Origin of the sequence: Pseudomonas sp. Ost2 (assembly GCF_018326065.1) — a bacterium.
GTDB classification, from domain to species: Bacteria; Pseudomonadota; Gammaproteobacteria; order Pseudomonadales; family Pseudomonadaceae; genus Aquipseudomonas; species Aquipseudomonas gingeri.
In genome coordinates, this window is record NZ_AP021904.1 from 2055892 (window position 1) to 2080809 (window position 24918).

Consider the following 24918-nt stretch of genomic DNA (forward strand, 5'->3'; position numbering starts at 1 on the left):
GCCCTTGCAGGAGCCGAGCTGGCTCGCGAACCGCCGAAGGCGACCATTCAACCGCCGGCTAGCGACGCTCCCGCAAAGGCAACGGCCAACCGGTAAAGGTCTTGGGCCGTGGCGTGGCATAGGTGCGCACCTTGGACGTCGACAAGCCCAGGCGCACCAGGGATTCGGCGATGGTCACCGCCGCCGTCACGCCATCCACCACCGGCACGCCGGTACGTTGGCGAATCTGTTCATCGAGGCCGGCCATGCCGCCGCAACCCAGGCAGATCACTTCTGCCTTGTCGTCCTGCACCGCCCGTTCGGCCTGGCGCACGATGGCGTCCACGGCCCGTTGCGGATCCTGCTCCAGCTCCAGCACCGCGAGGCCGCTGGCCCGCACCGAGGCGCACCGCTGATAGAGCCCGGCCAGCTTCAGCCGGTCCTCGATCAGCGGTACGGTGCGGTCCAGGGTGGTGACCACCGAATAGGCATGGCCGAGAAACATCGCGGTGCTGGCACCGGCTTCGGTGATGTCCACCACGGGTACATCGAGCAGTTCCTGCAAGCCCTCGCGCCCGTGTTCGCCATAACCGGCCTGGATCACCGCGTCATAGGGCTGGTCGTAGGACAGCACCCGGTCCATCACGGCAATGGCCGCCAGGTAGCTTTCGAAATTGCCTTCCACCGAGTCGGCGCCGAAGTAGGGGGTCAGGCCGACGATCTCGGTGCCTGGCGCAGCGACGGCCTGGGCCTGGCGGGCGATGGCTTCGGTGATCGAGGCGGTGGTGTTGACGTTGACAATCAGAATCCGCATGCAGCAATCCTTTTTTCTTCGGCAGTGGGCACGGCCCGCAGCGGGCCGGCCGTGGTTTGTCAATGACAGAGGTTCAATGACTGAGGTTGTCGACCGCGATGGCTTCGCCGCTGACATCGGCGTAATGCGCCTGGCGTTTGGCGATGATCAGGTAGAGCAGGCCGGCGATTCCGGCACCGAACATCCAGGAAAACGGCGAGACGGCGGCGAACCCCGGCACCAGGGCCAGGACAATGGCGATCAGCGCCGCCGGAATGAACGCGGCCACCGCCCGCAGGTTGACCCCGTGGCTGTAGTAATAAGTGCCGTTGGGATCTTCGCTGTAGAGTTCCGGCACATTGACCCGGCCTTTGCGCAGCAGCCAGTAGTCGACCATGATCACGCCGTACAGCGGCCCCAGCAGGGCTCCCAGTCCGGACAGGAAGTAGACGATCACCAGCGGGCTGTTATAGAGGTTCCACGGCAGGATCAGCACGGCAATCGCGGCGCTGATCAGCCCGGCTCGGCGGAAGGTCAGCAGTCGCGGAGCGAGGTTGCTGAGGACAAAGGCCGGGGCGACGAAGTTGGCCATGATGTTCACCGCCACGGTGACGATCAGGAAGGCCAGGCAGCCCAGTACCAGGAAGAAGGTATTGGGGATCGAGGCGATGATTTCGGTCGGGCTCTGGATCACATGGCCGTTGATCTGGAACTGCGCGCCGCAGAGCAGCACGGTGATGCTGGCAAACACCAGGATGTTCACCGGCAGCCCCCAGAAGTTGCCGATCAGGATGGTCCGGCGGCTCGGCGACGAGCGTGCGAAGTCACAGAAATTGAGGATCAGCGTGCCGTAGATCGACAGCCACAAGGCGCCGCCGGCAAAGATATTGCGCCACATCTCGGCACCGCTCAGCGGCTCGCGGATCGACCAGGCGATGGTGGCGCCGGCCTGGGTGTACATCCACCCGGCCAGGGCGGCGACGGTGCACAGGATCACCGGCCCGGCGAAGCCCTCGTAGCGGCGGACCATCTCCATGCCATAGGCGAGGATCAGCAACTGCACGAACCAGATGATCACGAAGCAGGCCCAGCCGAGGGTCGACAGGCCGAGAATCGAGTTGTGATCATAGTCGGCGAAACCGGGGTGGATGGCCGTCAGCAGCACCCGGAAGACCACCGAGGCGAGATAGGTCTGGATGCCGAACCAGGCAATGGCGATCACCGCCCGGATCAAGGCGGGAAGTTGTGCGCCATGGATGCCGAAGCTGATACGGCTGATCACCGGAAAGGGCACGCCGGTCTTCTGTCCCATATAGCCGGAGAGGTTCATGAAGAAGTACACCAGTGCCGCGCCGATCCCCAGGGACAAGAGGATCTGCCAGCCGCCCAGGCCCAGCGCGTAGAGGCCGATGGCAAAGGAATAGTTGGCGATATTGTGTACATCGTTGGTCCACAGGGCGAAGAGGCTGTAGCCGCCCCAGCGCCGGCCCGCGATCCGCGTCGGCGCCAGGTCCGGGTTGTGCAGGCGCGGGCTGAGGACCACGGCTCCCGCTGGGGTATCCGGGCCGGGCGAGTGGGGCGATGAGGCGGGCAGATCCAGTGCGGCATGGGGGGAGAGACTGGTAGACATTCCGGCTAGCTCCTGGCCCCGGACGCCGACCTCGCCGGCGAACAGGCGGGACAACGCTCGGTGATCCGTATGTATGTAGGTTTTAGTTGAATTGTATACAAACTGCTTGTTGAGCTAAGCCAGTTCTATGCCAGTTTCCGATCTATAAAATTCGTCGATAATTTCGTTTTCTTATCGATTAAAACTAACCGCATGAAATTAAAGAGATATAACTTGACCGTTTGAACAGCTATCAATTCGACGGGCTGCGACTGTAGAAAACCTGTCTCGACAAGGCCGGGCGCCGGGCTGTCACTTTTTGGTGCGGGGATGGTAAGTGTGCACATTGATGTGACACTTATGGTTACAGTGATGTGTACATTATTTCCGATGCTTTTCCGCAGGATTTGACAGTTCCCCGATGGCCGCCCGATAGTGCCTGCGGCTGCCCAGGCCCTGCCTTTCTCTCGTTCTTCCAATAAAACCAATCGGAATCGGAGTTTCGGATGTCTGCACCTCGCGATACGGCTACTCAACACATTGCCTACGATGATCTGGTTGCGCTTCTGCAGCAGGTCTTCCAGGGTCATGGCACTTCTGCACAAGTGGCGCGGGTCCTGGCCGAGAACTGCGCCAGTGCCGAGCGCGATGGCGCCCACAGCCACGGTATCTTCCGCATACCGGGGTATGTTTCGACGCTGGCCAGCGGCTGGGTCGATGGCCAGGCGGTCCCGGTGGTCGAGGATGTGGCTTCGGGATTCGTGCGCGTCGATGCGGCCAATGGCTTTGCCCAGCCGGCATTGGCCGCTGCCCGCGAGTTGCTGGTGGAGAAGGCTCGCAGTGCCGGGATCGCGGTCCTGGCGATCCGCAATTCCCACCATTTCGCGGCGCTCTGGCCGGATGTCGAGCCGTTCGCCTATGACGGGCTGGTGGCTTTGAGCGTGGTCAACTCGATGACGTGCGTGGTCCCCCATGGCGCCGAGCGACCGCTGTTCGGCACCAATCCGATTGCTTTCGCCGCGCCCCGCGCCGGCAGCGATCCGATCGTCTTCGACCTGGCGACCAGTGCCATGGCCCATGGCGACGTGCAGATCGCGGCGCGCAAGGGCGAGCAGTTGCCGGACGGCATCGGCGTCGACCGTGACGGCCAGCCGACCCGCGATCCCAAGGCCATCCTCGATGGCGGCGCGTTGCTGCCGTTCGGCGGACACAAGGGCTCGGCGTTGTCGATGATGGTCGAGTTGCTCGCGGCCGCCCTTACCGGGGGCAATTTCTCCTTCGAGTTCGACTGGTCGCAACACCCTGGTGCCAAGACGCCATGGACCGGACAGTTGATCATTGTCATCGACCCGGCCAAGTCGGCGGGGCAGGATTTCGCCGAGCGCGCCCGGACCCTGGTCGGCCAGATGCAGGGTGTCGGCCTGCAACGCCTGCCGGGCGACCGGCGGCACCGCCAGCGCGGCGAATCGCTGCGCGAGGGGATCGCCCTGGCGCAGAGCGACCTGCAACAACTGCGCGCGCTGGCCGCACAACCGGCCCAGTTGCCACACGGCGCCTAGTGCAAGGGATGAAACTCGGGCGGCCGCCCCAGGTGAGCGAGCAACAGGGCCAGGGAGTCGGCGTTGCTCAGCATCACGTCGACCCGCTTGTCCGCATCGGAAAAGAACACCCGGCGGGCTTCGTCCAGATCCCGCGTGCCGGTCAGTTGCAGCACCCGCTGTAACGGCGCTCCGACCAGGTCGTACCAGCGCAGGTCGTAGTCGTCGAGTTCCCGGAACAGTTGTGCGGCGGGTGTGCTGCTCGACAGGGCGTGTTTCTGAATCTGTTCCAGTGCGCTGTAGCGCTGTTTTCCCTCGGCCGTGACGGTCTCCAGCAGGTCGAGGAAGGGACGATTGGCATCCACGTAGACCAGGTCGAGCGTGTCGAAGGCCAGGTGGCTGATTTCATGCAGCAGGACGGTCGCCATGCTGTGCCCCAGCAGGTCGAAGGTCCTGGGGCGCAGGGGCAGGTAGGCATCGAAGCCGGGATCGAAGAAGCGCTCGGTCAGGTAGATTTTCCGGATGGGCTCGTTGAGCAGGGTGAAGGCCTGGACGCTGTGTTCGGGATGGATGGCCGTGCCGACCACATAACGCGACGAGGTTTCGGGGTTGAGCGAGGGATCGAGCAGTTCTCCCAGCAGCCGGTGTGCCAGGACCCTGATCTTGCCCAGGGTGAAGGCGCTCACCGAGGGCATGTCGAAGAACTGTTCGACAAAGAGCCGGCGTCGGCGATCGAGGCGGGCGCTGGAAAAGAGCTTGTCCAGGTTCAGGAGGGCTTCGGTCACATAGGCCAGCGCCTGTTCATGGCCGCGCTGAATCAGCCGGGCGCGGTTGGGAAAGAGCCTGCGGATACAGGGAATGCCGATGGCCTGGACACGGATTTCCTGGCTGATGGTGCGGCGATTGAGGCAAGAGTCGAGCAGTTTCATGGCCGCGATCCTTCGATGCAGTGGCCTTCCAAATCGAACGACCAGCGTTTGTTCGCGCCCTGTTTCAGCCAGGGACCCAGGGCCTGGTCCTTGACGATGCGCCAGCGCCGAAGATCCCCCTGTACCTCGAAGACCCTGCCGCCGACCGCGACGAATACGCGCTGGCTCGTCGTGTCGCGGTAGAGCTCCGTGGCCGGGTCGAGGGTCATGTCCTGCAAGGCCACTTCGCGGGCTTCGTGGTCGAGGATCGCAGACTTTTGTCCAGGCGTCAGTTGGCTGTCTGCCCAGGGCGGCGTGGGGAAGGGCGATTCGACGACCGCCGCGCCGTTAGTGGGTGTCAGGCTTGCCACTTCCAGCCCGCGCGCCCCTCTGCGCGCCACGGCCAGTTGGGCCAGGCTGACGACGAATTCTTCGATCGCCTCGCTCCAGCGACCCTGCCAGCCCTTGTCCGCGGCATCCTTGAGGTGTGTCAGCGTCTGCCAGATCAGCACCGGCAGGCGCAAGCGCCCCAGCAATTGGCTCTGCCCCTGGTAAAGACCACCCTTGAGCCAGGACAGGACGTTGCTCCAGACCGTGCCCTGACCCTGTACGTTCTGCTGGCCGAGCATGTCCTTGAGCAGCGCGCTCGTATCCTGGTAGAGCCGGTGGAAGAGATTGCCCCGCACGGGGTTGTCACTGATCTGCATGATCGCCCGCTGTGCCGCGAACACGTGCTGCGCATAGTGGTCGCGCTTGTCGTGGGCCAGCCTTTCGAGGACTCGTTGTTGCAGCTCGCCCGAGGTCTTGAGGTCGTCGATAAAGGTGGTCTTGTCGGCATACTCCTTGAACACCGGCAATGTGCCCTGGGGGCTGAACAGGATGTGCGGGCCGGGCTCGTCGGGGGGCGGGCCGATCATGTAGAAACCCGCGACGGGCTCGGGAATCGCATGGGTGGTGCTGATCAGTTCCAGCGGACGAAGGTCGATCCTGCGCCCGTTCAGTGGCTCCCTGGCGAGGCCGTCCGGCATCGCCAGCAGGTGTTTGATGAAACCATGAGCGACGGCGGACAGGCTGTTGTCGATCACCTGGGTGAAGGCGTGCATCAGCCCCTGCCAGTAGCAGTGCCGGGCAAAGGCCGGGCGACGTCGGGTCAGCGCCTCCCGACCCCCGCTGAGGAAGGCGTCGAGCAGATTGGCGAAGTGACTGCCAATGGCCGCTTCCTTTACCAGCGTCCTCAGATGGTTGGCGGTCAGGTCTTGCGGGAAGGGACCGTCCAGCGAACGAACGATGAGCAGGCTCTGGTCGATATCGTCGAAGTGGCGCAAGGCGAAGTCGGTCAGCGACTCGGAGGTGGTGACATCCTGCCGTTTCAGGGAGATCCTGATCTTGTCGGGGTCGAGGCGGGTTGCCGGAAAGTCCCGCGAGAGCAGGCTGATGATCCGGGTCCTGGCGTTGTCGCGGATATCGGGGATGTCCTGGTGGTAGTCCCCGGTCGTGGCGGCCTGCTGGCGGTAGCGGTCGAGCAGGCTGGCCAGGGCGAACTGGCGGTGCTCCGTGGTGCCAGCCAGCCAGGGCGGCAGGGCCAGGTGCAGCGCGGTACTTTCCGCGGCCTGCAGGGCTTTCTCGAGAGGGGCGATGGTCAGGTGGGCATCGAGACAGGCCTGCAGGTGCCGATGCAGGTTTTCCCCCGAGTACGGGGCGGTCAGCGCATGAGTCAGGTCCGCCAGCACCTTGTCGATCAGCGAGTGTTGTCGATCGCCGCGCAAGGCGTCCTCGATCAGCGCGAAGCCCAGGGCCGGGTAAGCGCGGCGATGGGGGTTGCGGTTTGGCGCGACGGCCAGTTTCGGCGGCCGTTCGCCCCTGGCGATGTTCTCCAGCAGGGACAGGCGCTCCACGGGGTCATGCAGGCGCCGCTGCAGTTCGACGTCGGCATCATGGACCGAATGAAAGGCTTCCGCGCCCTGGGCCGGTGTCCAGAGCAGCGCGGCCCCGGAGTGCTCGGTGCTGAGGCCGCCGCGCTCGGTCAGCAGGAAGCAGTTGTGCAACGGGATCGGCACGGCGCTGGCATCGGCCCTGAGGGTCAGCGCAAAGGCATCCGGAATGAAGCCGCGCAAGCCGCCGCGGGAGCTGCGTTGCTGGCTGTCGAGGAGATGGTCGAGCAGTTCCAGGTCGCTTCTGCCCAAGTCGCCGCGCAGTTCCTTGAATTGCGCCTCGCGACGCAGTCCGCAGGTCACGGCCTCCCTCAGGGGCTCGGAGAGTTCGCCATACACGGCGCGTTGCCGGCGCAGGTAACGCGCGGAAAAATCCACCAGTGTCCTGTCGATGACGGTGTTGAGCGACGTGATATCCAGGCTGGCGATACGCGACCAGTTGCCCTCGGCGTCCGTGCTGAACAGTCCCGTGTTCGTCGCCGGGGGAAGCGCCCCGGCCTGTCGGGTCAGGCGCTCGAGGAAATGCTCGATGAGGTTCTGCGAACGTTCGGGCTGCAGCTCCGTATCCCCCAGCATGGGGAGCGAGGACGCATAGTGATTGATGTACAGGGTGTCGGGTGACGGCGTGACCCGGTGGGCAAGCAGCAGTTCCCTGGACAGCTCGCTGGACGCGAAGGCGCGCAGTGTCGGCCGTTTCTTCAGGCCCGCGGTGAGGGTGGACTTGAGCTCGCCCAGGGTTTTCAACTGGTACCTGACGGTCTCCAGGGTAGGCGTCAGGGCGTGTGGCGAGAGCGCTGCCTGGGCATTTTCGCTGGGGACCAGGTCCAGTCGATGGCTCCAGCGCCCCTGGGAGGCGAGGGTCGTCAGGCGCGGGTCGAGCAACGCGCGGATGTCCAGCGCACTCTCGAAGGCCGTCGCCAGTGCCAGGGCGCCGTCGCTGGCGCGATAGCGGGCGAGGATATATTCCAGGTTGTCCAGTTGCTTGGCGATGATGGTCTGGAACAGCGTCTCGAAGGCTGACGAGACCGTGGCTGTCAGGTTGATACGGGCGATGGTCGAGCCCTGCAGATCGGCGGCCTCGCGCAAGGCCAGGCCATCATGCAGACCGGCGTTCCGGCCCGGGTCCTGGACCTGTACCTTGACCCAGGCACGCAGTGACGCTTCGTTCTCGAAGGGCTGCAGGCGACCCGCGCCATAGAGGAAAAAGCCGGGAGGGGATTCCCGGTCGTTGCGCACGACAAAGGTGTTGCCCAGCACCGACGAGCGCTGGTCGGTCTCGATGCCCAGGGTGTAGTGGGTGATCAGGTTGAGCCTCGCGGCATCCCGTGGGTAGAGCCCGCTCAACCAGTAGAAGTTTTCCGGGGCGAGGGTGTTCCAGTCCTGTTCCTGCTGAAGCAGTTCGGCCCGGAAACGGGTGCCCAGGGCATCGATGAACAGTTCCCGGCGTGGCACTCCGTCGTCGCAGGTGCCTTCCCAGAAGGCTTTCACCGGGTCTTTCAGGTGACTGTCGAGGTGATTGGCAATGTTTGCCAGCGCATTTTCCCAGTCGAGGGTATCCGCTGCCGAGGCGGAGTAGCCGGGGGCCACGAACTCCCGGGTCTGGCCTTCGGGCCAACTGCCGCGGCGGTAATGTTCCAGCAGGGCTTCGCTCAGCGAGCGGGTCGACAGGGGCCGCGACGGCAGTGGCGCAGCCTGGTTGTCCGCGGGCGGCGCGACATGGCTGATCACCCGCAGGGCGCCCAGGCTGACCTGGCCGAAGCGCTTGCCCAGCCTGTTTTCGAGCAGTTGGTTGAGCAGGGTTTTCAGAGTGGGCAACTTGAGCAATTCGTTGTTCAGGACCGTCCGGGTGTAGTCGAGGTAGTTTTCGATGGATTGCCGTCGTTCGCTCAGGACCACCCCGCGAATAGGTTCGGCCACCAGGGAAGGTGAAGCTGCATGACGGATCGCTGTCCTGATGCCGAGGGGAACGAAGCGCAGCAGTTCGTCGCGTTGCCCGCTCACCTTCAAGCGTTCGAGCAGCTTGCTGGAAGCCAGTTGGCGGGTGGCGAAGCGCTCCAGGCCGAACGCCGGGGTGCAGAGGAATACCGAGTGGCCGGATGGGCCGCTGACCAGGAAGGTGCCGGCCAGGTCGGCGGGAGGAGAGCCCTGCGCGACGAGGAACAGTTTATCGACGGACATGGGGATATCGAGTGCCTGGCGGGCGTCGTGGCTGGGCAGGAAGAGGTCTCTGAGCCAGTCGCGCTCGCTGGTCTGGATGTGCAGGGAGGTTTCCAGTTCACTGGAGGTTTCATGCAGCTCCAGGGCCTGGGACAGGTAATAGACGGGGGGATTGCCGGACATGTGCGGTGCCTTCGTTCGTGTTGACGACGGGCGATGCCCGCAGGGGCCGGGCATCGCTCTTGAAGGGTATCGACGCTACAGGCGGCGAGTCGGCGGACGGCGTTAGATACTGCTGGCTTGCGTGGAGCCCTGCTCCTGGCGGGGTGTCCCGCTGAAGATCGGGTAGAACTCCGTGGGACGCCCCAGGTAGCTGATGAACAACGCCACGGAGTCCGCGTTGGCGAGGATGACATCGATGCGCCTGGCGTCGTCTTCCTGGAATTTTCGCCGGGCGTGGTGCAGGTCGGGGCTGCGTGTCAGTGCCAGGACCCGCTTGTACGGTTCATCCTCGATATCGTGCCAGGTGCCGGTGATCTCGTCTTCGACCCTGAACAGCTGTTGGCTGGGAGTCCGCGAAGAGAGGGCCGTTTCCTGCAGCTCCCGCAATGTGTCCTGTCGTTCACGCCCGTCGATGGTGGTGGTGTCGATCAGGTCGTAGAAGGGTCGGAAGGCATCGAGGTAGGCGATGTCCACGGTATTGAAGACGATATGGCTGAACTCGTGGAGCAGGATGGTGGCCATGTTGTGCAGGACGCTGTTGAAGGTCCTCGGCCGGATGGGCTCATAGACCTCCAGGCCGGGTTCGAAGAACAGCTCGTTCAGGTAGATCTTGCGGGTATGGTCGCAGGTCACCACGAAGGCCGCGCACATCCGCTCCGGTGTCCGGGCGGCGCCGAGGACATAGAGCTCCGAGAGGTCGGGAGAGCGGGCAGGGGACAGCAGTTCCATGAGCAGCTTGTCGAGCATCCTGCCGATTCTCTGGTTCAGACCCCGACTGATGGTTTTGAGGCCAAAGAACTCCTGGAGATAAATCTGGCGCTGGCTGTCGAGCCGCGTGCTGGCGGCCAGTGATTGCAGGCGTTGCCTGGCGTTTCTCAGGTAGGTGACGGCCAAGGCATGGGCCTGCCTGATCTGCCGGGCCTTGTCCGGGTAAAGAAGCCTGATCGCTTTCATGCCCGTGGCCAGTACCTTGATTTCACGGCCCACGGTCTGCCGGGTATTGATACGGTCCACCAGGCGACCGCCATCTCCGCCACCGAGCAAGCGCCCCTTGAGGTCCAGTTCCCACTGGCCCTGCTGGTCCTTTCTGAGCCAGGGGCCGGGTTCCTGATCGCTGACGATGCGCCAGCGCCGGTCCTCGTTCCGTACCTGGAACACCCGTCCGCCGACGGCGGCGTACTGGCGCCGGGTGCCCGGGTCGGTATGGATGCCCGGGACGGTGTCATGCTCCAGGTCGTTCAGGGCGATATCCCGGGCTTCATAGCCGAGCACACGGTCCTGCTGTTCCCGGGTCAACGGTATGTCTGCCCAACCCGGCCATCGTGGGAAGGGGGACTCGACCGGGGCGGCTGCCGGGACGGGTTCCTGCGCGGGCTTCGGCAATTCGACCAAGGCGCTGGCTGTCGGCGCCTCGCGGGCCAGGGCCAGTTGCGCCAGGGCACGGGTGAACTCCTCCAGGGCCACTGTCCAGTGACCTTGCCAGGCCTTGTCCGCGGCCTCCTTGAACCGTGGCAGGGTTTGCCAGATCAACCAGGGCATGCGCAAGCGGCCGAGCATGAAGCGGGCGTCCTGGTGCAGTTGATTGCCGAGCAGGTGGACTACCGTGCTCCAGGCCGACTGATGGCCTCGGGAGTCTTGCAGTCCCAGTTGATCTTTCAGCAGGGCGGTCATGTCGTGGTACAGCCGGTGGAGGAAATTGCCCTTGAAGGCGTTCCAGACGGCACTGACGGTCTGGCGACTGAAGACCTGTTCGCCGTAGAACTGGCGCACGCCGCTGGCAAGCCTGCCGAGCACCAGCTGGCGCAGCGGTCCGGGACGGCCGAGCTCGCTCATGAGCTGCGTTTCGTTGCCATACTCGCGAAAGGCCGGTTGTTCGCCATACGGGCTGAAGAGCACCAGGGGGCCGCGGTTATCGGAACGTCCGATCAGGTACAGGCCCAGGGCCCGGTCCGCGCTCGTCCAGGCCTGGCGCAGCAGCGCCAGCGGATACACGACGATGTCGTTGCCGGCAAGCGGGAGACGGGCAACGCCGTCGGGCATGCCCAGCAGGTGCCGGATAAAACCGTGGGCCTCGGCGGACAGTGAGTGTTGCAGGTACTGGCGCAGGGCGTGTTCGAGGCCCTGCCAGACCAGGTGCAGGCTGAACAGCTCGCGGCGCTCGGGTACGCCCTTCTCGCCGTGGGACAGGTGGGAGTCCAGCAGTGCCGCGTAATGGGTGCCGATGCCCGCCTCCCTGACCAGCGCATTGAGGTGCGCGACCGTCAGGCCGGCCGGCAGTGGGTTGGCCGAGGTCAGTGTCGCCGTCGCCCCGTCGATCTCGTCGATCTCGTCGAAATGACGCAGGGCGTAGTCCGTCAGCGTGTAGCTGCCCGGCGCGTCCAGGTCGGGCAGCGACAGGTACAGGTCATCCGGGTCCAGGCGCGCTGCGGGGTAGTCGCGGCTCAGCAGGCTGGCGATCTTGGTCCGGGCAAAGTGGCGGATATCGGGGATGTCGTGATGGTAGTCGAGGGGGGCGTCGACCTGTTGCCGGTGTCGGTCCAGCAGCTCGGCCAGGGCCAGTTGCTGGCTGGCGGGGGCACTCGCCAGCCAGGCGGGCAGCGCGCTGTGCAGGCGGGTATGGCGTGTCGCGTCGAGGGCTTTTTCCAGGTACGCCAGTGAGGCGTGTCGGAGCAGGCAGGACTGAAAGTGGCCTTGCAGGATGGCGGCCGGCAGTGGCGAGGAGGCCGCTTCGGCGAGGTCGCCCAGGGCCTTGTCGGCCACGGAGTCGGTAAGGTCGGTCAGGAAGTCGTTGCGGATGCGTGCGAAGCCGATGCTCATGCCATTGTGCTGATTGTTCGCCCAGAGCGGTGCTGGGGGCGGGGCGGCGACCAGGTTTTCCAGCAGCGACAGGCTTTGGACCGGGGTGTGCAGGCGCCGGTTGAGTTCGACTTCGGCCCTGGGCAACGAGGCGAATGCTTCGAGCCCGCCGGCCGGGGTCCAGAGCAGCGCGCGCCCGGAGTTGACCGGGTCCAGCCCGCCTCGCTCGGTGATCAGGAAACAGTTGAACAGCTTGCGCGGCAGCGACGGCCCGGCGGTTTTCAGGGTGAGTTCGAAGGCATCCGGGATAAACCCCCGCAGGCCCTTGCGCCGCGGACTGTCCGGGCTGTCGAGGAGTACTTCGAGCAGTTCCCGGGCGCTGTCGTCCAGCGTGCCGGCCAGGACTCGCTGGCGAGCTTCGTAGCGCAGTGCGCTGCTCAGGGCTTCACGCAACAACGGGGTGTTCTGGGAATAGAACGTGCGCTGGCGGCGCAACAAGCGCGGCAGGAAGTCCTGCAGGGCGGCGTCGACGAGAGGGTTGGCGGTGGGAATATCGAGGTTGTCGATCCTTGACCATCGCCCGTCGGGATCACGGCTGAACAGGCCCGTATCGACGCGGTCGGCCAGGGGCGGGGCGAGGCCGACCGAGCGCTCCAGCAGATGTTCGGCCAGGCTGATCGACGTACTCAGGGCAAGCCCCTGTTGTTCGGCGGAGGCGCTTGGGTACTGGTTGATGTAGAGCGTGGCCGGTACCAGGTTGCCCCGGCGGGTGTCGATCAGTGCCTCGTGCAAGGCGTTTTGCGCGAAAGTCAGGAGATCGGGACGTTTGGCCAATTCGCCGCCGAGGCGTTTTTTCAGGGTCTCGAGGGTGTGCCCGTGTGCCTGGGCGGTGTCCTGTGTCGTGGCCTGGGCATCGGTGGGTTTGGCGGGTGGCGGCTCGGGCTTGTCCGATGACCGGTCCAGGCGGGTGCTCCAGCGCTCGCGGGTATCGAGCGACTGCAGTTTCCGGCTGATCATCGTGCGGATGTCCAGGGCCGCATCCAGGGCTGCGCCGAGAGCCAGTTGTCCGTTACTCCTGTGGTAGCGGGCCAGTACGTAGTCGATGTTGTCCCGTTGCTTGGCGATAATGGCGTCCAGCCGGTTTTCGAACACCGGCTGATCGACGGCGGCTTGTTGCGTGGCCAGCGCGGGAAATTGCCGCAGGTCGTCGAGCTCGCTCAGGGACAGGGTTTCCGTCAGTTCGTCGGTGCCGCCGGTATCGTGCAACTCCCGCAGAAGGCTGCTGTCCAGGGCGTCCTGGTCGTTGAGCCGCGTGAGCCTGCCGTAGGCATAGACAAACAACGCGCCGGGATTGACGGATTCGTCGCTCACCACGAAGGCATTGGCGAGCGCGGTCTGGGAGGGCTTGCTGGTGTTGTAGCCCAGGCTCTTGATGCGGGTGTGGCGCAGCCGCGCTGGCGTGTAGGGGTAGAGGGCTGCTAGCCAGTGGTGGGTCCTGGGGCTGATGTTTTCCCATTGCAGTTGCTTGAGCAGTTCGGTGCGCCAACAGGTGCCCATGACGTCGCTGAACAACTGGCGGCGGGAGTGACCGCTGTCCAGCACGGTGTTCCAGTAGCTTTCCAGTTCGCTGTGCAGGCGCAGTTTCAGGCTGCCGGAGATGTCCGTGATGGCGCGTTCCCACTGCGCGGTGTCAGCGGGTACGGCGTTGTAGCCGGGTGCGCTGAATTCGCGGGTCTGGTCGGCGGGCCAGGCTTGCGCGAGGTAATGCGCCAGCAGCGCGTCGGCCAGGGAGTGCACGCCGACGGGGCGCCGTTGCGGGGCATTACCCTGGTCTGGCGTGTCGCTGCGGTAACAGGTCATGTTGACGCTCGCCAGGTTGACCCCGGCAAACCGTCGGCCCAGTTCGTCGTTGAGCATCTTGTTGAGCAGCGCCGCCAGGGTCGGCAGCTTGAGCAGTTGCTCGTTCAAGGTCTGGAGATTCTGCCGTTGCTGCTGGTCGACGGAGCGACGCCGGTCGAGGAACACCGCGCCTTCGATGGGCTCGGCCTTGACCCGGACGTTGCCGTCGAAGCGGATCCGGCTCCTGGTCTCCAGCGCCACGAAGCGCAGCAGTTCGTCGCGCTGCGTCTCGCTGTTCAAACGGCTGAGCAGGCTCTGGGTGGCCTCGCTGCGCGTATCGAAATGTTCCAGGCCCAAGCCCGGGCTGTAGAGGTACGAGCAATCGTCCGTTCCCGGGTTCATCAGGAACACCCCCGCCAGGTCCACGGGCACGATGCCGGTGGCCTCGACCGTGAATTTTTCCACGGTCATCGGATCGTCGAGGGCCTGGCGGGCTTGCTGGTTGGGCAGGAAGACGTTGCGCAACCAGTCGCGGTCGGTGCTGGAAATGTTCAGCGCCCGCTCCCGGTCATTGGGCGTGTCGCGCAGTTCCAGGGCTTCGGCGAACTCATAGGGAAAGGAATCGGTAGTCATGGCTTTTGCCTTCGTTCGTACTGACGAACCGCTGGGCGCTGGCAGGCCAGGCTTCGCGGGAAATGGCAAAAACGCTACCGGGTGGCGGGGGCGCGGGGTGGTAGATAGTTCTGTGGCAGGCGTGTCCCTTGTCGCGCTGACAAGGGACCGGGGGAACGCTGTGCGATCAGTCGCGTCGGCCCAGCAGCAGGCCGACCACCAGGCCGAAGCCGGCGGAAATCGCCACGGTCTGCCACGGATGGCCGCCGATGTAGGTTTCGGTCGCTTCGACCACGGGCTTGGTGTTTTCGCGCACATGGGTGACCGAGTCCAGGGCCTGCTTGAGCTTCTGGCTGATCTGCGCGCGCAGGCTTTCGCCTTCCTCGCCCACCAGCGCGGCGCTGTCCTTCAAGAGTTTTTCCGATTCCTGGATCAGCGCTTGCAACTCGCTGAAGGCCTGGTCCTTGATCTGGTCTTCGGCAGCTTGTACGGCGGATTTACGGGCCATGGCGATATTCCTTTCAAGTGAATGATGCTCTGAATAATGGGAGTCGGGGGGACCTGGGAAAGTTGCAAAATTTTCCGTCCGGGCACATCGGCCAGCCAAAATCCTCGATCGGATGTGTGTAGCGACAGTGTAAGATACGGCTCTATTTGTACCGCAGGATTTTCCAATGAGCTTCAATCTGGCTAACAAGTCCCTGGCCGAGCGTGCCGCCATCGAGGATGAGAAGTCCCGTCTGTTCGACCTCTGGCAGAGCAACCTGGGCAAGGCCAAGGGCGAGGCGGCACGCCTGTTCGGCGAGCGCGCCAAGCGCAAGGGCAAGTGGGCGGAATGGGTACGTGCGGAACTCGACACCCTGTCGCCACCGGAATACACCAGCATGGTGCGCAGCGAGGTCAACCGCCTGATGGCGGCAGCCAAGTAGGGCGTCGGTGTCAGCTGACGGCGGTCACGGTGTAGCGCTGGCGCACGGCGCCGACGCTGATCTGCACCTCGTCACCGTCGAACTTGCCCAGCAGGGCCTGGCCCAGCGGTGAGCGCGGGCTGATCACGGTGATCGTCCGCCCCTCCCATTCGATCTTCAGGCCGGCGGCATCCGGGGCCAGGAACAGTTGCTGCTCGTTGCCGTTCTCGGCTTCGAGGGTCAGCAGGGCGCCCAGCTGGATGCCCGCCTGATCGTCGTAGGGACGCAGCGGCAGTTCCCGGCACTGCTTGAGGGCCTGACGGATTTCCTCGACACGCCGGGCCTGCCCGGTGGCCAGGTACGAGGCTTCCAGGCCCAGGGTGTCGTACTTGTTCTCTGCGATGTTCTCTTCGTCGGTCGCGGCTTCGTAGGCGGTTTGTGCCGCCCGTTGCAGGACATCGAGATCGACCGCCAGGGTGTCGATGATGCGCTGGTGCACCGCGTGCTTGTCCATGCCGTGCAACCGGTTCAATTGCAGAACTGCAGCACGTTGGCCCGGCTCTTGTCGCTGGGCGCGGTCTGGTCCTGCTGCAACCAGAACTGGCATTTCGGATTGGACAGGTTGCGATAGCTGTTGCGGGCCTGGTCCAGGCGCTGCTGCTCTTCGTTCTTGCGCAGATTCTCTTTGTACTGCTCGAACATCTGCGTCGAATCGCCGGGAGCTTGTGGCGCGGTCGGCGCGGCGGGCTGGCTGATCTGCCGGACGGCCTCGGCGACGGGGGCCAGCGGCTGGGCAATGAACAGCCGGGCGACCAGCCAGGCGGTGAGGGCCAGCGCGACGAAACCGAGCCAGATGCCCAGCGCGATGCTGGCGGTCAACTGCAGTGGATTGAGGGTGACATACAAGCGGCGACGCGGTGGTGGGCGATAAGGCATGGCGGCCTCCTGGCGGGCGGTTCTTCGCAGGATGCGATTGTCGCATGAAGATTAATCGACGTCGGCTCTTCTGCGCAGGAGGATTTATGCGGACAATCGACGCCTTTGCCAAACGGAGCCCGTGCATGCCGGCCAACTGGGATATTTTCTGCACCGTCGTCGACAACTATGGCGATATCGGCGTGACCTGGCGCCTGGCCCGGCAACTGGTGGCCGAGCATGGCCTGGCCGTGCGCCTGTGGGTCGACGATCTGCGGGCCTTCGAGCGCTTGTGCCCGGAACTCGACATCGAACAGGAACAGCAGGTCCGCGAGGGCGTCGAGGTGCGCCGCTGGTCGGGCGACTGGCAGCCGGTGGCGGCGGCGGATGTGGTGATCGGTGCCTTTGCCTGCCAGTTGCCCCACGACTACATGGACGCGATGGCCCGGCGCGAGACCACGCCGCTGTGGCTCAACCTGGATTACCTGAGCGCCGAGGACTGGATTGTCGGCTGCCATGGCCTGCCCTCGGTCAAGTACAAGCAGGTACAGAAGTTCTTCTTTTTCCCGGGGTTTGAGGCGGGCACCGGCGGCCTGCTCCGTGAGGCGGGATTGCTGGAGCAGCGTCGGGCCTTTCAGGCGGATCCTGCGGCACGCCGGGATTTCCTGCGTGGCCTGGACGTCGATCCGACGGATGGCGAGCGGTTGATCTCGTTGTTCGCCTACGAGAACGAGGGCGTGGCCAGTTGGCTCGAAGCCCTGGCGGCCGATAGCCGCCCGACCCGGCTATTGGTGCCCGAAGGCCGGGTACTGGCGGATGTCCAGCGCTGGCTGGGCAGCGGTGAGTTGCGGGCCGGCGCCATCGAGACACGTCGGGCCCTGACGGTGCAGGTGTTGCCGTTCGTCCCCCAGCAAGCCTATGACCGCCTGCTCTGGAGCTGCGATTTCAACGCCGTACGCGGCGAAGACTCGTTCATTCGCGCGCAATGGGCCGGCCGGCCGTTGCTCTGGCATATCTACCGACAGGAGGACGATATCCACCTGGACAAGCTGGAAGCGTTTCTCGCGCTGTACACCCGGGGCCTGTCCGAGCCGGCCCTGGCCGCTTTCAGTGGCTGGTGGCGGGCCTGGAACAGTGGAAACGGGGTGGGTGAAAGCTGGTCGGCGGTGCTGCGCAACGAGCGGGAACTGGCCGAACACGCCGAACGCTGGTGTCTGGAACAGGCTTCGCGGCCCGATCTTGCCACGGCGCTGGTGAAGCTTTACCTAAATTGGATATGATACGCGGCCTAGATTTATGTACATCCCATCCAAATTCGGATATTCGCAATGAAAACTGGTAAAGAACTGAAACCCGGTACCGTGATCCGTATCGACAACGATCCTTGGCTGGTTCAGAAAGCTGAATTCACCAAGTCCGGTCGTAACAGCGCGATCATGAAGACCAAGCTGAAGAACCTGCTGACCGGCTACAAGACCGAAACCGTCTACAGCGCCGATGACAAGCTGGACGATGTGATCCTCGACCGTAAGGAAGCGACCCTGTCCTTCATCAGCGGCGATTCCTACACGTTCATGGACACCACCGACTACACCATGTACGAGCTGAACGCCGAAGACATCGAGGCCGTTCTGCCATTCGTGGAAGAAGGCATGACCGACGTCTGCGAAGCCGTCTTCTTCGAAGACCGCCTGGTTTCCGTGGAACTGCCGACCACTATCGTGCGTCAGGTCGACTACACCGAAGGTTCCGCTCGCGGTGACACTTCCGGCAAGGTGATGAAGCCTGCCAAGCTGAAGAACGGTACCGAGCTGTCGGTAGCTGACTTCATCGAAATCGGTGACATGATCGAGATCGATACCCGTGAAGGCGGTTCCTACAAAGGCCGTGCCAAATAAGCACTGCTTTTCGCCACACGAACAAAAAAGCCCGGGCATGCCCCGGGCTTTTTTGTGTCTGTTTGTTTCTGTGGCGTGGCGCGACCCCTTGTGGGAGCCGGCTTGCTGGCGATGCGGTGTGGTAATCGACATCGTCGTCGCCTGATTCACCGCCATCGCCAGCAAGCCGGCTCCTACAGAGGGGGCAGCGTTCACCGTGCCACCCCGTAGACGCTTATTTCAGGTGTTCCTTCAGTTCCTGCGAAGCCTGCAGGAGAGCCGAACGAACCTCCGGCACCTGGCTGACCACGTTGAGCAGGCCGAAGTCATGGATCATGCCGTTGTAGCGCACGCTGGTCACCGGTACGCCGGCTTCATCCAGCTTGCGGCCGTAGGCCTCGCCTTCATCCCGCAGGACGTCGGCCCCGGCGGTCTGGATCAACGCCGGTGGCAGGCCCTTGAGCTGTGCCGTGGTGGCCCGCAGCGGTGAGGCGTAGATCTCGCCGCGCTGCTTGGCATCGGTGGTGTAGTTGTCCCAGAACCACTTCATCATGTTTTTGCTGAGGAAGTGACCCTCGGCGTACTGGTTGTAGGACGCCGTCTCGAAACTGGCATCGGTCACCGGCCACAGCAGCAGCTGGAACTTCAGTGCCGGGGTGCCCTTGTCCTTGGCCATCAGGCTGACCACGGCCGCCATGTTGCCGCCGACGCTGTTGCCGGCCACGGCCAGGCGCTTGCCGTCGACATTGATTTCCTTGCCGTGCTCGGCCACCCAACGGGTCGCGGCGTAGGCCTGGTTGATCGCGGTCGGGTAATGGGCCTCGGGTGACGGCGTGTAGTTGACGAACACCGCCGCCGCCCCCGAACCCACCACCAGGTCACGCACCAGCCGCTCGTGGGTGGGGAAATCCCCCAGGACCCAGCCGCCACCGTGGAAGAACATGAACACCGGCAATGTGCCCTTGACCCCGGCCGGGCGGACGATGGTCAGCTCCAGCGGCTTGCCGTCGACCTGGATGGTCTTCTGGCTCACGTCGGTCTTGGGCAATGTCAGCTTGACCCCTGACTGCGCACCGGACAGCACGGCGCGGGCTTCTGCTGGCGTCATCTGTTCCATCGGCTTGCCCGTGCCGGCATTCAAGGCGTCGAGAAATGCCTGGGTGTTGTGTTCGATACCGGTGTTTTCGGCGGCGAACGCCGTGTGGACGGACAACGCGAGCAGGGTACCGGTCAGGACTTTGCTGAAAGTGTTCATGTACGGATCCTCAAGTGGCAGATGGGTTAGACAGTGACGTGCAGGCGGACGTCGACGTTGCCACGGGTGGCGTTGGAGTACGGGCAGACCTGGTGGGCGGCGTCGACCAGGCTTTGTGCATCGGCCTGTTCCAGACCCGGCAGGCTGATGTGCAGGTCGATATCCAGGCCGAAACCACCAGGGATCTGGCCGATGCCGACGTGGGCGGTGATCGAGGCGTCAGCCGGGATCTGGCGCTTGGTCTGGCTGGCAACGAATTTCAGTGCGCCGATAAAGCAGGCCGAGTAGCCGGCGGCGAACAGTTGCTCAGGGTTGGTGGCTGCACCACCGGCACCGCCGAGCTCTTTGGGAGTGGCGAGCTTGACGTCCAGGATGTTGTCGCTGGAGATCGCGCGGCCATCACGGCCACCGGTGGAAGTTGCAACTGCGGTATAGAGAGTTTGCATGGCGAGCCTCGTCGTTTCGGAAATTTGTTTTGCGCTAAATATTTGCGCGCTAAGTGACTGCGAGATAAATGTATCGCGCTAATACTTTGCGCGCAAGATAAATTTTCAAAAAAGTTTCGCGCGGGCTTTTCTGGCTGGATCGTTCAGGGAGGTTAGCGGTAAGCCGAAGGGAAGGTTGCACGCAGGATCGCCCCTGGGGCCAGGAGCGATCTGTTGTCTTTGTAGGAGCGGTCGGGCAATGCGGATTTGCCTGCGATCAAGGCGCAGGGCTGGGGAAGATCGTTGTCAGAGGCTGTCTTGCAGGTGCCCGCGCAGCGTCAGCAGTTCGGCCTGCAGGGCACGCAGGCGCTCCATGGAACCACCACCGGCGGCCAGGATGCATTGCGGAATACCCCGGGCCTTGTCGCGCAGGGCACGCCCGGCGTCGGTCAGTTCGACGATCACCACCCGCTCGTCGGCCTTGCTGCGGGTCCGGCTCAGCAGCCCCTCGCTTTCGAGGCGCTTGAGCAGGGGGGTCAGGGAGCCGGGGTCGGTCATCAGCTTGTGGCTGATCTCACCGACGGTCAGGCCGTCCTGTTCCCACAGCACGATCATCGCCAGGTATTGCGGGTAGGTCAGGTTCAGGGCCTGGAGCAGGGGCTTGTAGACCTTGGTCATCAACAACGAGGTGGAGTGCAGGGCAAAGCACACCTGGTTGTCCAGAAGCAGGTCGTCACAGTGGTCGGTGGTGCTGTTCATCGCTAGAGCCTTGTGCGTTACGTCTGTTGAATCTAGCGGGCGAATCTTTAATGCGCCAGGGAATTTTCTCTGCCTAGTGGCGCCCCAGGCCGCTTTGCAGTGCCAGGTCCCAGGGGGGCACGGGGCTGAAGCGACTCTTGAGGAACTCCAGCAACAGGCGGCTGCGGGAGTTGGCCGGTTGTTCCAGGCGCAGCGCGTAGACCCCGGCGGTCTCGGGGGCCGGCAGGCCATTTTCACAGAACAGCGGCAACAACTCCCCGCGCAGCAGGTACTCGCTGATCAGCCAGGTCGGCAGGTGGGCGATGCCCAGGCCGCTGAGGGCGCCTGAGAGCAGGGCTTCGGCGTTGTTCGAGGTCATGCGGATTCGCGACGGACGGTGCAGTTGTACCTGTCCGTCTTGGTGGAAGCGCCAGGCCATCGGCGGGGCCAGGGCGTCCCAGTCGAGGCCATCGTGTCCGCCCAGTTCGTCCGGACGCAGCGGGGTGCCGCGGCTTTTCAGGTAGGCCGGACTGGCGCAGGCGATCCGCACGATGCTTGCCAGGGGCGTGGCCACCAGCCGGGTATCGGCCATTTGCCCGGCGCGCAGGACCAGGTCGACCTTGCCCAGGTTGGAGCCCTGCATATCGACGAAGCTGTCGATCAGGTGCAGTTGCACGTCGAGTCCGGGGTAGTCGACCAGGAAGTCGGCGATGGCCGGGGCCAGATGGCGACGACCGAAGGCCGCGGGGGCGTCGATACGGATCAAGCCTTCCGGCGCATTGCTCAGGGACACCGCCTCGGCCCGCGCCAGGCGCAGTTCGGCGACGATCCGTCGGGCCCGCTCGGCAAAGGCCAGCCCTGCGGGTGTGGCCCGTACCGCGTGGGTGCTGCGAATGAACAGGCGGCTGCCGATCGAGCTTTCCAGGCTGTCGATCCGCCGGGCCACGGCCGATGGGGTCAGCGGATGGCGTCGGGATGCGGCGGAAAAGCTGCCGGTTTCCAGGACATCGAGAAACAGGCCGAGTTGATCCGTAAGGCTGGTGGGATTCATGGCGTTTGCTTGTGCGAGATCGGCATAGCCATTGTGCGTTGTTGTGCGTTTCCGCGCTAGAGCGGACTGCGTAGCATGGAGGGCATTGAGCGGGGAGACAGCTGTGATCGAGTGGATTGAGTACCTGGTGCTGGGCATCGTGATGGGCGGCGTGGGCGGGATATTCGGGATCGGGGGCGGCATGATCGCCATTCCGGTGCTGGGCATCCTGTTCGGCCTCGACCAGCAGTTGGCCCAGGGTACGGCGCTGGTGATGGTGGTGCCGAATGTGGTGCTGGCGCTGCATCGCTACAACCAGCGCAATCGCATCGAGCTGCGCCATGCGTTGCCACTGGTATTGATGAGTTTCTGCTTTGCCTGGTTCGGCGCCCTCTGGGCGGTCGGACTGGATCCGCGCAGCATGCGCCTGGGCTTTGTCGGTTTTCTCCTGGTGCTGGCGCTTTTCTATCTGGTGCGTCTGTTCATGGCACAGTCGCCGGTGTCGGCGCACATGCGCTATCCCTGGCCATGGCTGGGGGTACTGGGGGCGGCGTCGGGGACCATGGGCGGCTTGTTCGGGGTGGGCGGGGCCGTGGTGGCCACGCCGTTCCTGACCAGTGTCTTCGGTACTTCGCAGGTGGTGGCCCAGGGCCTGTCGCTGGCCCTGGCACTGCCGAGCACCAGCGTCACCCTGGTAACTTACGCGGTGCATGGCGAGGTGGACTGGCGCATGGGCATCCCCATGGCCATCGGCGGCTTGCTGAGTATCAGCTGGGGGGTGAAAGTGGCCTACGCCTTGCCCGAGAAAGTCCTGCGCGGCCTGTTCTGCGCCTACCTGGTGCTCGGCGCGCTGCTGCTCGGCTTCAAGGTTTGAAGCCTTCGACGATGTGCTCGGCCAGGCATTCGGTGATCGGCGAAGGCTTGTTCAGGTTGCGTATCAGCATGATGTTCAGCAGGGGCAACTGAGGCATGCCTTCGGTTTCGCCGAGGATTCGCCAGTCCTGGGGGATCAGGCTTTCCAGCTGGGCGGTCATCGCCAGTCCGGCGTTGACCACCGCCATGATCGTCGACAGGCTCGGGCAGGCATAGGCCAGGCGATAGTCGCGGCCGCGGGCATCGAGGGCGTTGCAGGCCCATTGGGTACAGAAGCAGTCCATCCCGTCCATGGCCAGTGGCAAGGGGTTCTGTTCGTGGATCGTGGCGTTCTGGGCCTCGGCCCAGACCAGGCGTTCCTGGCGCAGTAACTGGCCTAGTTCGCTGCCCGGCTTGCGGGTGACGATGGTCAGGTCCAGGTCCTGGCGTTGCAGCAACTGCGTGGAGGATTCGCAGTTCACTTCGAGCTGGATCAGCGGATAGAACTGCGCGAAACGCGACAGGATGCCCGGCATGAAGCGCATCACGTAGTCATCCGGCACACCGATCCGTACCAGGCCGACCATATGGGGCTCGCGCAGGGTATTGAAGACTTCGCTCTGCAGTTTGAGGATGCGCCGGGCATAGCCGAGCAGCACCTGGCCCTCGGCGGTCAGGCGCATCTGGCGCCCATCGCGTTCGAACAACTGGCGCTGGACCACATCTTCTTCCAGGCGCTTCATCTGCATGCTGACGGCCGATTGCGTGCGGTTGACCTGTTCGCCGGCCTTGGTGAAGCCACCGTGCTCGGCAATCGCGACAAAGGTGCGCAGGACGTCGGTATCGATGCTCGGGTAGCTGGACAACTCATCAATCTCCGAGATGTATTGCATAAGAAACATTCGTTGGATTGATCTTAGCCCCGGGCGGAGACTTTAGTCATCCCCAACTGGAGGGCAAGATGATGAAAGGTCAAAAAGGTTATCTGCTGGTGGGCGCGGCCTCGCACTCGGGGTTTTCGCCAAGGGCCCTGTGGCAGCGGCTGGTCCGTTGGCACGATCTGTCGCGCGAGCGCCAGTTGCTCGCGGCGATGAGTGACGACGCGCTCAAGGACATGGGCCTCAGCCGCGCCGATGTCGACCGGGAAACCCACCAGCACTTCTGGAACGATCCGCTGGGCAAGGGCCGTTGATGAGACTACACAAGCAGGGGGCGACTGCGGTAGCGTGCGGGTTCACAAGGAGGCGTGCATGCCCGCAGACCTGTCGTTTTCATTGAAGCAAGCCCGGCGCCTGGCGCTGGCCGCCCAGGGGTTCCAGGGGCGCAGGGCCCAGGCGTCGATCAAGCCGTTGCACGTCAATCGCCTGATCGAGCGCCTGGGGGTCGTGCAGATCGATTCGGTCAATGCCCTGGTGCGTTCCCATTACCTGCCGTTGTTTTCCCGTCTCGGCAATTACTCTTCCGACCTGCTCGACCAGGCGGCCTGGAGCCAGGGTCGGCGTCGTACCCTGTTCGAATACTGGGGACACGAAGCTTCGCTGTTGCCGATGGCGCTGTATCCGCTGATGCGCTGGCGCATGGAGCGGGCTTCCCGTGGCGAGGGCATCTATCAGCAGATGGCGCGCTTCGGCCGCGAGCAGCAGGCGACCATTCGCCGGGTCCTGGCGCTGGTCGAGGAGCGCGGTGCGCTGGGGGCCGGCAGCCTGTCGAGTCGTGAGGAAAAGGCCGGGCCCTGGTGGGACTGGAGCGCCGAGAAGCATGCGCTGGAGTGGCTGTTCGCCGCCGGTGAGGTGACGGTGGCCGGGCGCCGGGGTTTCGAACGGCTCTATGACCTGCCGGAGCGGGTGATTCCTTCGGCAGTGCTCGGGCAGCCGCTGATCGACGAAGCCGAAGCCCAGCGCGGTTTGTTGCGCCAGGCCGCGGCGGCCCTCGGGGTGGCGACGGAGAAGGATCTGCGCGATTACTTCCGCCTGGACCCGGCCGACAGTCGGGCGCGCCTGGCGGAGTTGCTCGAGGCCGGCGAGTTGCAGGCGGGCGAGGTACAGGGCTGGCGCCAGCCGGTGTACTGCCTGGCGGATATCAAGGTGCCGCGCAAGGTCGAGGCCAGCGCGTTGCTGTCGCCGTTCGACTCGCTGATCTGGGAGCGCAGTCGTACCGAGCGGTTGTTCGACTTCCGTTACCGCCTGGAAATCTATACGCCGCAGCACAAGCGGGTGTATGGCTACTACGTGCTGCCGTTCCTGCATGGCGAACGCATCGCCGCGCGGGTCGACCTGCGTGCGGAGCGGGTGCTCGGGCGCCTGGCGGTGCATGCCGTGCATGAGGAAGAGCAGGGGCTGGATGAGGCGGGGATGGCCGCGCTGGCCGTCAGTTTGCGGCAACTGGCCGACTGGCTGGGGTTGCCGGATATTCAGCTCAACTGCCAGCGGGTCAGTGCGCAGCGGTTGCGCGGCTTGCTGTGAATCCCGGGTAGGGCGCTGTCTGGAAGGGCCTCTTCGCGGGCAGGCCCGACGCCTGCGGACTCATGTCGTCTG

General features: G+C 64.3%; 20 protein-coding genes. 7 read left to right on the top strand and 13 right to left on the bottom strand.

Annotation, left to right across the window (positions count from 1 at the left end; translation table 11 throughout):
- Window positions 1-58: 58 nt before the first annotated feature.
- Together KI243_RS09215 and KI243_RS09220 are read right to left on the bottom strand one after the other, a co-directional pair.
- On the bottom strand, window positions 59-793 hold the full coding sequence (locus tag KI243_RS09215; RefSeq protein WP_177085035.1) for an aspartate/glutamate racemase family protein: 735 nt from the start codon (window positions 791-793) through the stop codon (window positions 59-61).
- 73 nt (window positions 794-866) lie between these two features.
- Window positions 867-2402, bottom strand: coding sequence for an NCS1 family nucleobase:cation symporter-1 (locus KI243_RS09220; RefSeq protein ID WP_042935248.1), 1536 nt, complete (start codon window positions 2400-2402; stop codon window positions 867-869).
- A gap of 485 nt (window positions 2403-2887) precedes the next feature.
- Here KI243_RS09220 and KI243_RS09225 point away from each other — a divergent pair, with 485 nt between their 5' ends.
- Entirely contained in the window at window positions 2888-3940 is a 1053-nt protein-coding gene (locus KI243_RS09225) for an Ldh family oxidoreductase (RefSeq protein ID WP_042935249.1), read from the top strand.
- Here KI243_RS09225 and KI243_RS09230 read toward each other — a convergent pair.
- The 4 genes from KI243_RS09230 to KI243_RS09245 form a co-directional block, all read right to left on the bottom strand.
- Entirely contained in the window at window positions 3937-4848 is a 912-nt protein-coding gene (locus tag KI243_RS09230; protein ID WP_042935250.1) for a hypothetical protein, read from the bottom strand. The two genes, KI243_RS09225 and KI243_RS09230, sit on opposite strands and share 4 nt — an antisense overlap.
- Window positions 4845-9098, bottom strand: coding sequence for a DUF6543 domain-containing protein (locus KI243_RS09235; protein ID WP_212810716.1), 4254 nt, complete (start codon window positions 9096-9098; stop codon window positions 4845-4847). The genes KI243_RS09230 and KI243_RS09235 overlap by 4 nt, the downstream gene beginning before the upstream one ends.
- A gap of 102 nt (window positions 9099-9200) precedes the next feature.
- Window positions 9201-14405 (bottom strand): DUF6543 domain-containing protein, encoded by a 5205-nt coding sequence (locus KI243_RS09240; protein WP_212810717.1) that lies wholly within the window; start codon window positions 14403-14405, stop codon window positions 9201-9203.
- A gap of 166 nt (window positions 14406-14571) precedes the next feature.
- On the bottom strand, window positions 14572-14892 hold the full coding sequence (locus KI243_RS09245; RefSeq protein WP_017125855.1) for a DUF883 family protein: 321 nt from the start codon (window positions 14890-14892) through the stop codon (window positions 14572-14574).
- 166 nt (window positions 14893-15058) lie between these two features.
- Here KI243_RS09245 and KI243_RS09250 point away from each other — a divergent pair, with 166 nt between their 5' ends.
- Window positions 15059-15313, top strand: coding sequence for a hypothetical protein (locus KI243_RS09250; protein WP_017125856.1), 255 nt, complete (start codon window positions 15059-15061; stop codon window positions 15311-15313).
- Between the two features lie 10 nt (window positions 15314-15323).
- Here KI243_RS09250 and KI243_RS09255 read toward each other — a convergent pair whose 3' ends face one another.
- Complete coding sequence (locus tag KI243_RS09255) at window positions 15324-15806, bottom strand: GreA/GreB family elongation factor (protein ID WP_017125857.1); 483 nt, start codon at window positions 15804-15806, stop codon at window positions 15324-15326.
- Between the two features lie 14 nt (window positions 15807-15820).
- Window positions 15821-16228: a hypothetical protein gene (locus tag KI243_RS09260; RefSeq protein ID WP_017125858.1), complete on the bottom strand. Its 408-nt coding sequence runs from the start codon at window positions 16226-16228 to the stop codon at window positions 15821-15823.
- 125 nt (window positions 16229-16353) lie between these two features.
- Here KI243_RS09260 and earP point away from each other — a divergent pair, with 125 nt between their 5' ends.
- Window positions 16354-17487: an elongation factor P maturation arginine rhamnosyltransferase EarP gene (earP, locus tag KI243_RS09265; protein ID WP_017125859.1), complete on the top strand. Its 1134-nt coding sequence runs from the start codon at window positions 16354-16356 to the stop codon at window positions 17485-17487.
- A gap of 48 nt (window positions 17488-17535) precedes the next feature.
- Complete coding sequence (locus KI243_RS09270; RefSeq protein WP_017125860.1) at window positions 17536-18105, top strand: elongation factor P; 570 nt, start codon at window positions 17536-17538, stop codon at window positions 18103-18105.
- A gap of 214 nt (window positions 18106-18319) precedes the next feature.
- Here the strand turns inward: KI243_RS09270 and KI243_RS09275 are convergent, their stop codons facing one another.
- From KI243_RS09275 to KI243_RS09290, 4 genes are all read right to left on the bottom strand, one after another.
- Window positions 18320-19339, bottom strand: a complete 1020-nt coding sequence (locus KI243_RS09275; RefSeq protein ID WP_017125861.1) for an alpha/beta hydrolase — start codon at window positions 19337-19339, stop codon at window positions 18320-18322.
- 26 nt (window positions 19340-19365) lie between these two features.
- Window positions 19366-19785 (bottom strand): organic hydroperoxide resistance protein, encoded by a 420-nt coding sequence (locus KI243_RS09280; RefSeq protein ID WP_017125862.1) that lies wholly within the window; start codon window positions 19783-19785, stop codon window positions 19366-19368.
- A 285-nt stretch (window positions 19786-20070) separates the two neighbouring features.
- On the bottom strand, window positions 20071-20523 hold the full coding sequence (locus KI243_RS09285) for a MarR family transcriptional regulator (protein WP_017125863.1): 453 nt from the start codon (window positions 20521-20523) through the stop codon (window positions 20071-20073).
- 73 nt (window positions 20524-20596) lie between these two features.
- Window positions 20597-21553 (bottom strand): LysR family transcriptional regulator, encoded by a 957-nt coding sequence (locus KI243_RS09290; protein WP_017125864.1) that lies wholly within the window; start codon window positions 21551-21553, stop codon window positions 20597-20599.
- A gap of 103 nt (window positions 21554-21656) precedes the next feature.
- Here KI243_RS09290 and KI243_RS09295 point away from each other — a divergent pair, with 103 nt between their 5' ends.
- Complete coding sequence (locus KI243_RS09295) at window positions 21657-22406, top strand: sulfite exporter TauE/SafE family protein (protein WP_017125865.1); 750 nt, start codon at window positions 21657-21659, stop codon at window positions 22404-22406.
- Here KI243_RS09295 and KI243_RS09300 read toward each other — a convergent pair.
- Window positions 22396-23250 (bottom strand): LysR family transcriptional regulator, encoded by an 855-nt coding sequence (locus KI243_RS09300; protein ID WP_177116420.1) that lies wholly within the window; start codon window positions 23248-23250, stop codon window positions 22396-22398. The two genes, KI243_RS09295 and KI243_RS09300, sit on opposite strands and share 11 nt — an antisense overlap.
- Before the next feature lie 98 nt (window positions 23251-23348).
- Here KI243_RS09300 and KI243_RS09305 point away from each other — a divergent pair, with 98 nt between their 5' ends.
- Together KI243_RS09305 and KI243_RS09310 are read left to right on the top strand one after the other, a co-directional pair.
- Entirely contained in the window at window positions 23349-23576 is a 228-nt protein-coding gene (locus KI243_RS09305) for a DUF1127 domain-containing protein (RefSeq protein WP_042935266.1), read from the top strand.
- 58 nt (window positions 23577-23634) lie between these two features.
- Window positions 23635-24846 carry a winged helix-turn-helix domain-containing protein gene (locus tag KI243_RS09310; protein ID WP_017125868.1) on the top strand — a complete coding sequence of 404 codons (1212 nt, stop codon included), beginning with the start codon at window positions 23635-23637 and terminating at the stop codon, window positions 24844-24846.
- The last annotated feature ends 72 nt before the right edge of the window (window positions 24847-24918 follow it).

What these genes read in the sequence shown, in the direction of transcription:
- KI243_RS09215 (WP_177085035.1), bottom strand. Translation starts at nt 793, where the DNA reads ATGCGGATTCTGATTGTCAACGTCAACACCACCGCCTCGATCACCGAA.
- KI243_RS09220 (WP_042935248.1), bottom strand. Translation starts at nt 2,402, where the DNA reads ATGTCTACCAGTCTCTCCCCCCATGCCGCACTGGATCTGCCCGCCTCA.
- KI243_RS09225 (WP_042935249.1), top strand. Translation starts at nt 2,888, where the DNA reads ATGTCTGCACCTCGCGATACGGCTACTCAACACATTGCCTACGATGAT.
- KI243_RS09230 (WP_042935250.1), bottom strand. Translation starts at nt 4,848, where the DNA reads ATGAAACTGCTCGACTCTTGCCTCAATCGCCGCACCATCAGCCAGGAA.
- KI243_RS09235 (WP_212810716.1), bottom strand. Translation starts at nt 9,098, where the DNA reads ATGTCCGGCAATCCCCCCGTCTATTACCTGTCCCAGGCCCTGGAGCTG.
- KI243_RS09240 (WP_212810717.1), bottom strand. Translation starts at nt 14,405, where the DNA reads ATGACTACCGATTCCTTTCCCTATGAGTTCGCCGAAGCCCTGGAACTG.
- KI243_RS09245 (WP_017125855.1), bottom strand. Translation starts at nt 14,892, where the DNA reads ATGGCCCGTAAATCCGCCGTACAAGCTGCCGAAGACCAGATCAAGGAC.
- KI243_RS09250 (WP_017125856.1), top strand. Translation starts at nt 15,059, where the DNA reads ATGAGCTTCAATCTGGCTAACAAGTCCCTGGCCGAGCGTGCCGCCATC.
- KI243_RS09255 (WP_017125857.1), bottom strand. Translation starts at nt 15,806, where the DNA reads ATGGACAAGCACGCGGTGCACCAGCGCATCATCGACACCCTGGCGGTC.
- KI243_RS09260 (WP_017125858.1), bottom strand. Translation starts at nt 16,228, where the DNA reads ATGCCTTATCGCCCACCACCGCGTCGCCGCTTGTATGTCACCCTCAAT.
- earP (WP_017125859.1), top strand. Translation starts at nt 16,354, where the DNA reads ATGCCGGCCAACTGGGATATTTTCTGCACCGTCGTCGACAACTATGGC.
- KI243_RS09270 (WP_017125860.1), top strand. Translation starts at nt 17,536, where the DNA reads ATGAAAACTGGTAAAGAACTGAAACCCGGTACCGTGATCCGTATCGAC.
- KI243_RS09275 (WP_017125861.1), bottom strand. Translation starts at nt 19,339, where the DNA reads ATGAACACTTTCAGCAAAGTCCTGACCGGTACCCTGCTCGCGTTGTCC.
- KI243_RS09280 (WP_017125862.1), bottom strand. Translation starts at nt 19,785, where the DNA reads ATGCAAACTCTCTATACCGCAGTTGCAACTTCCACCGGTGGCCGTGAT.
- KI243_RS09285 (WP_017125863.1), bottom strand. Translation starts at nt 20,523, where the DNA reads ATGAACAGCACCACCGACCACTGTGACGACCTGCTTCTGGACAACCAG.
- KI243_RS09290 (WP_017125864.1), bottom strand. Translation starts at nt 21,553, where the DNA reads ATGAATCCCACCAGCCTTACGGATCAACTCGGCCTGTTTCTCGATGTC.
- KI243_RS09305 (WP_042935266.1), top strand. Translation starts at nt 23,349, where the DNA reads ATGAAAGGTCAAAAAGGTTATCTGCTGGTGGGCGCGGCCTCGCACTCG.
- KI243_RS09310 (WP_017125868.1), top strand. Translation starts at nt 23,635, where the DNA reads ATGCCCGCAGACCTGTCGTTTTCATTGAAGCAAGCCCGGCGCCTGGCG.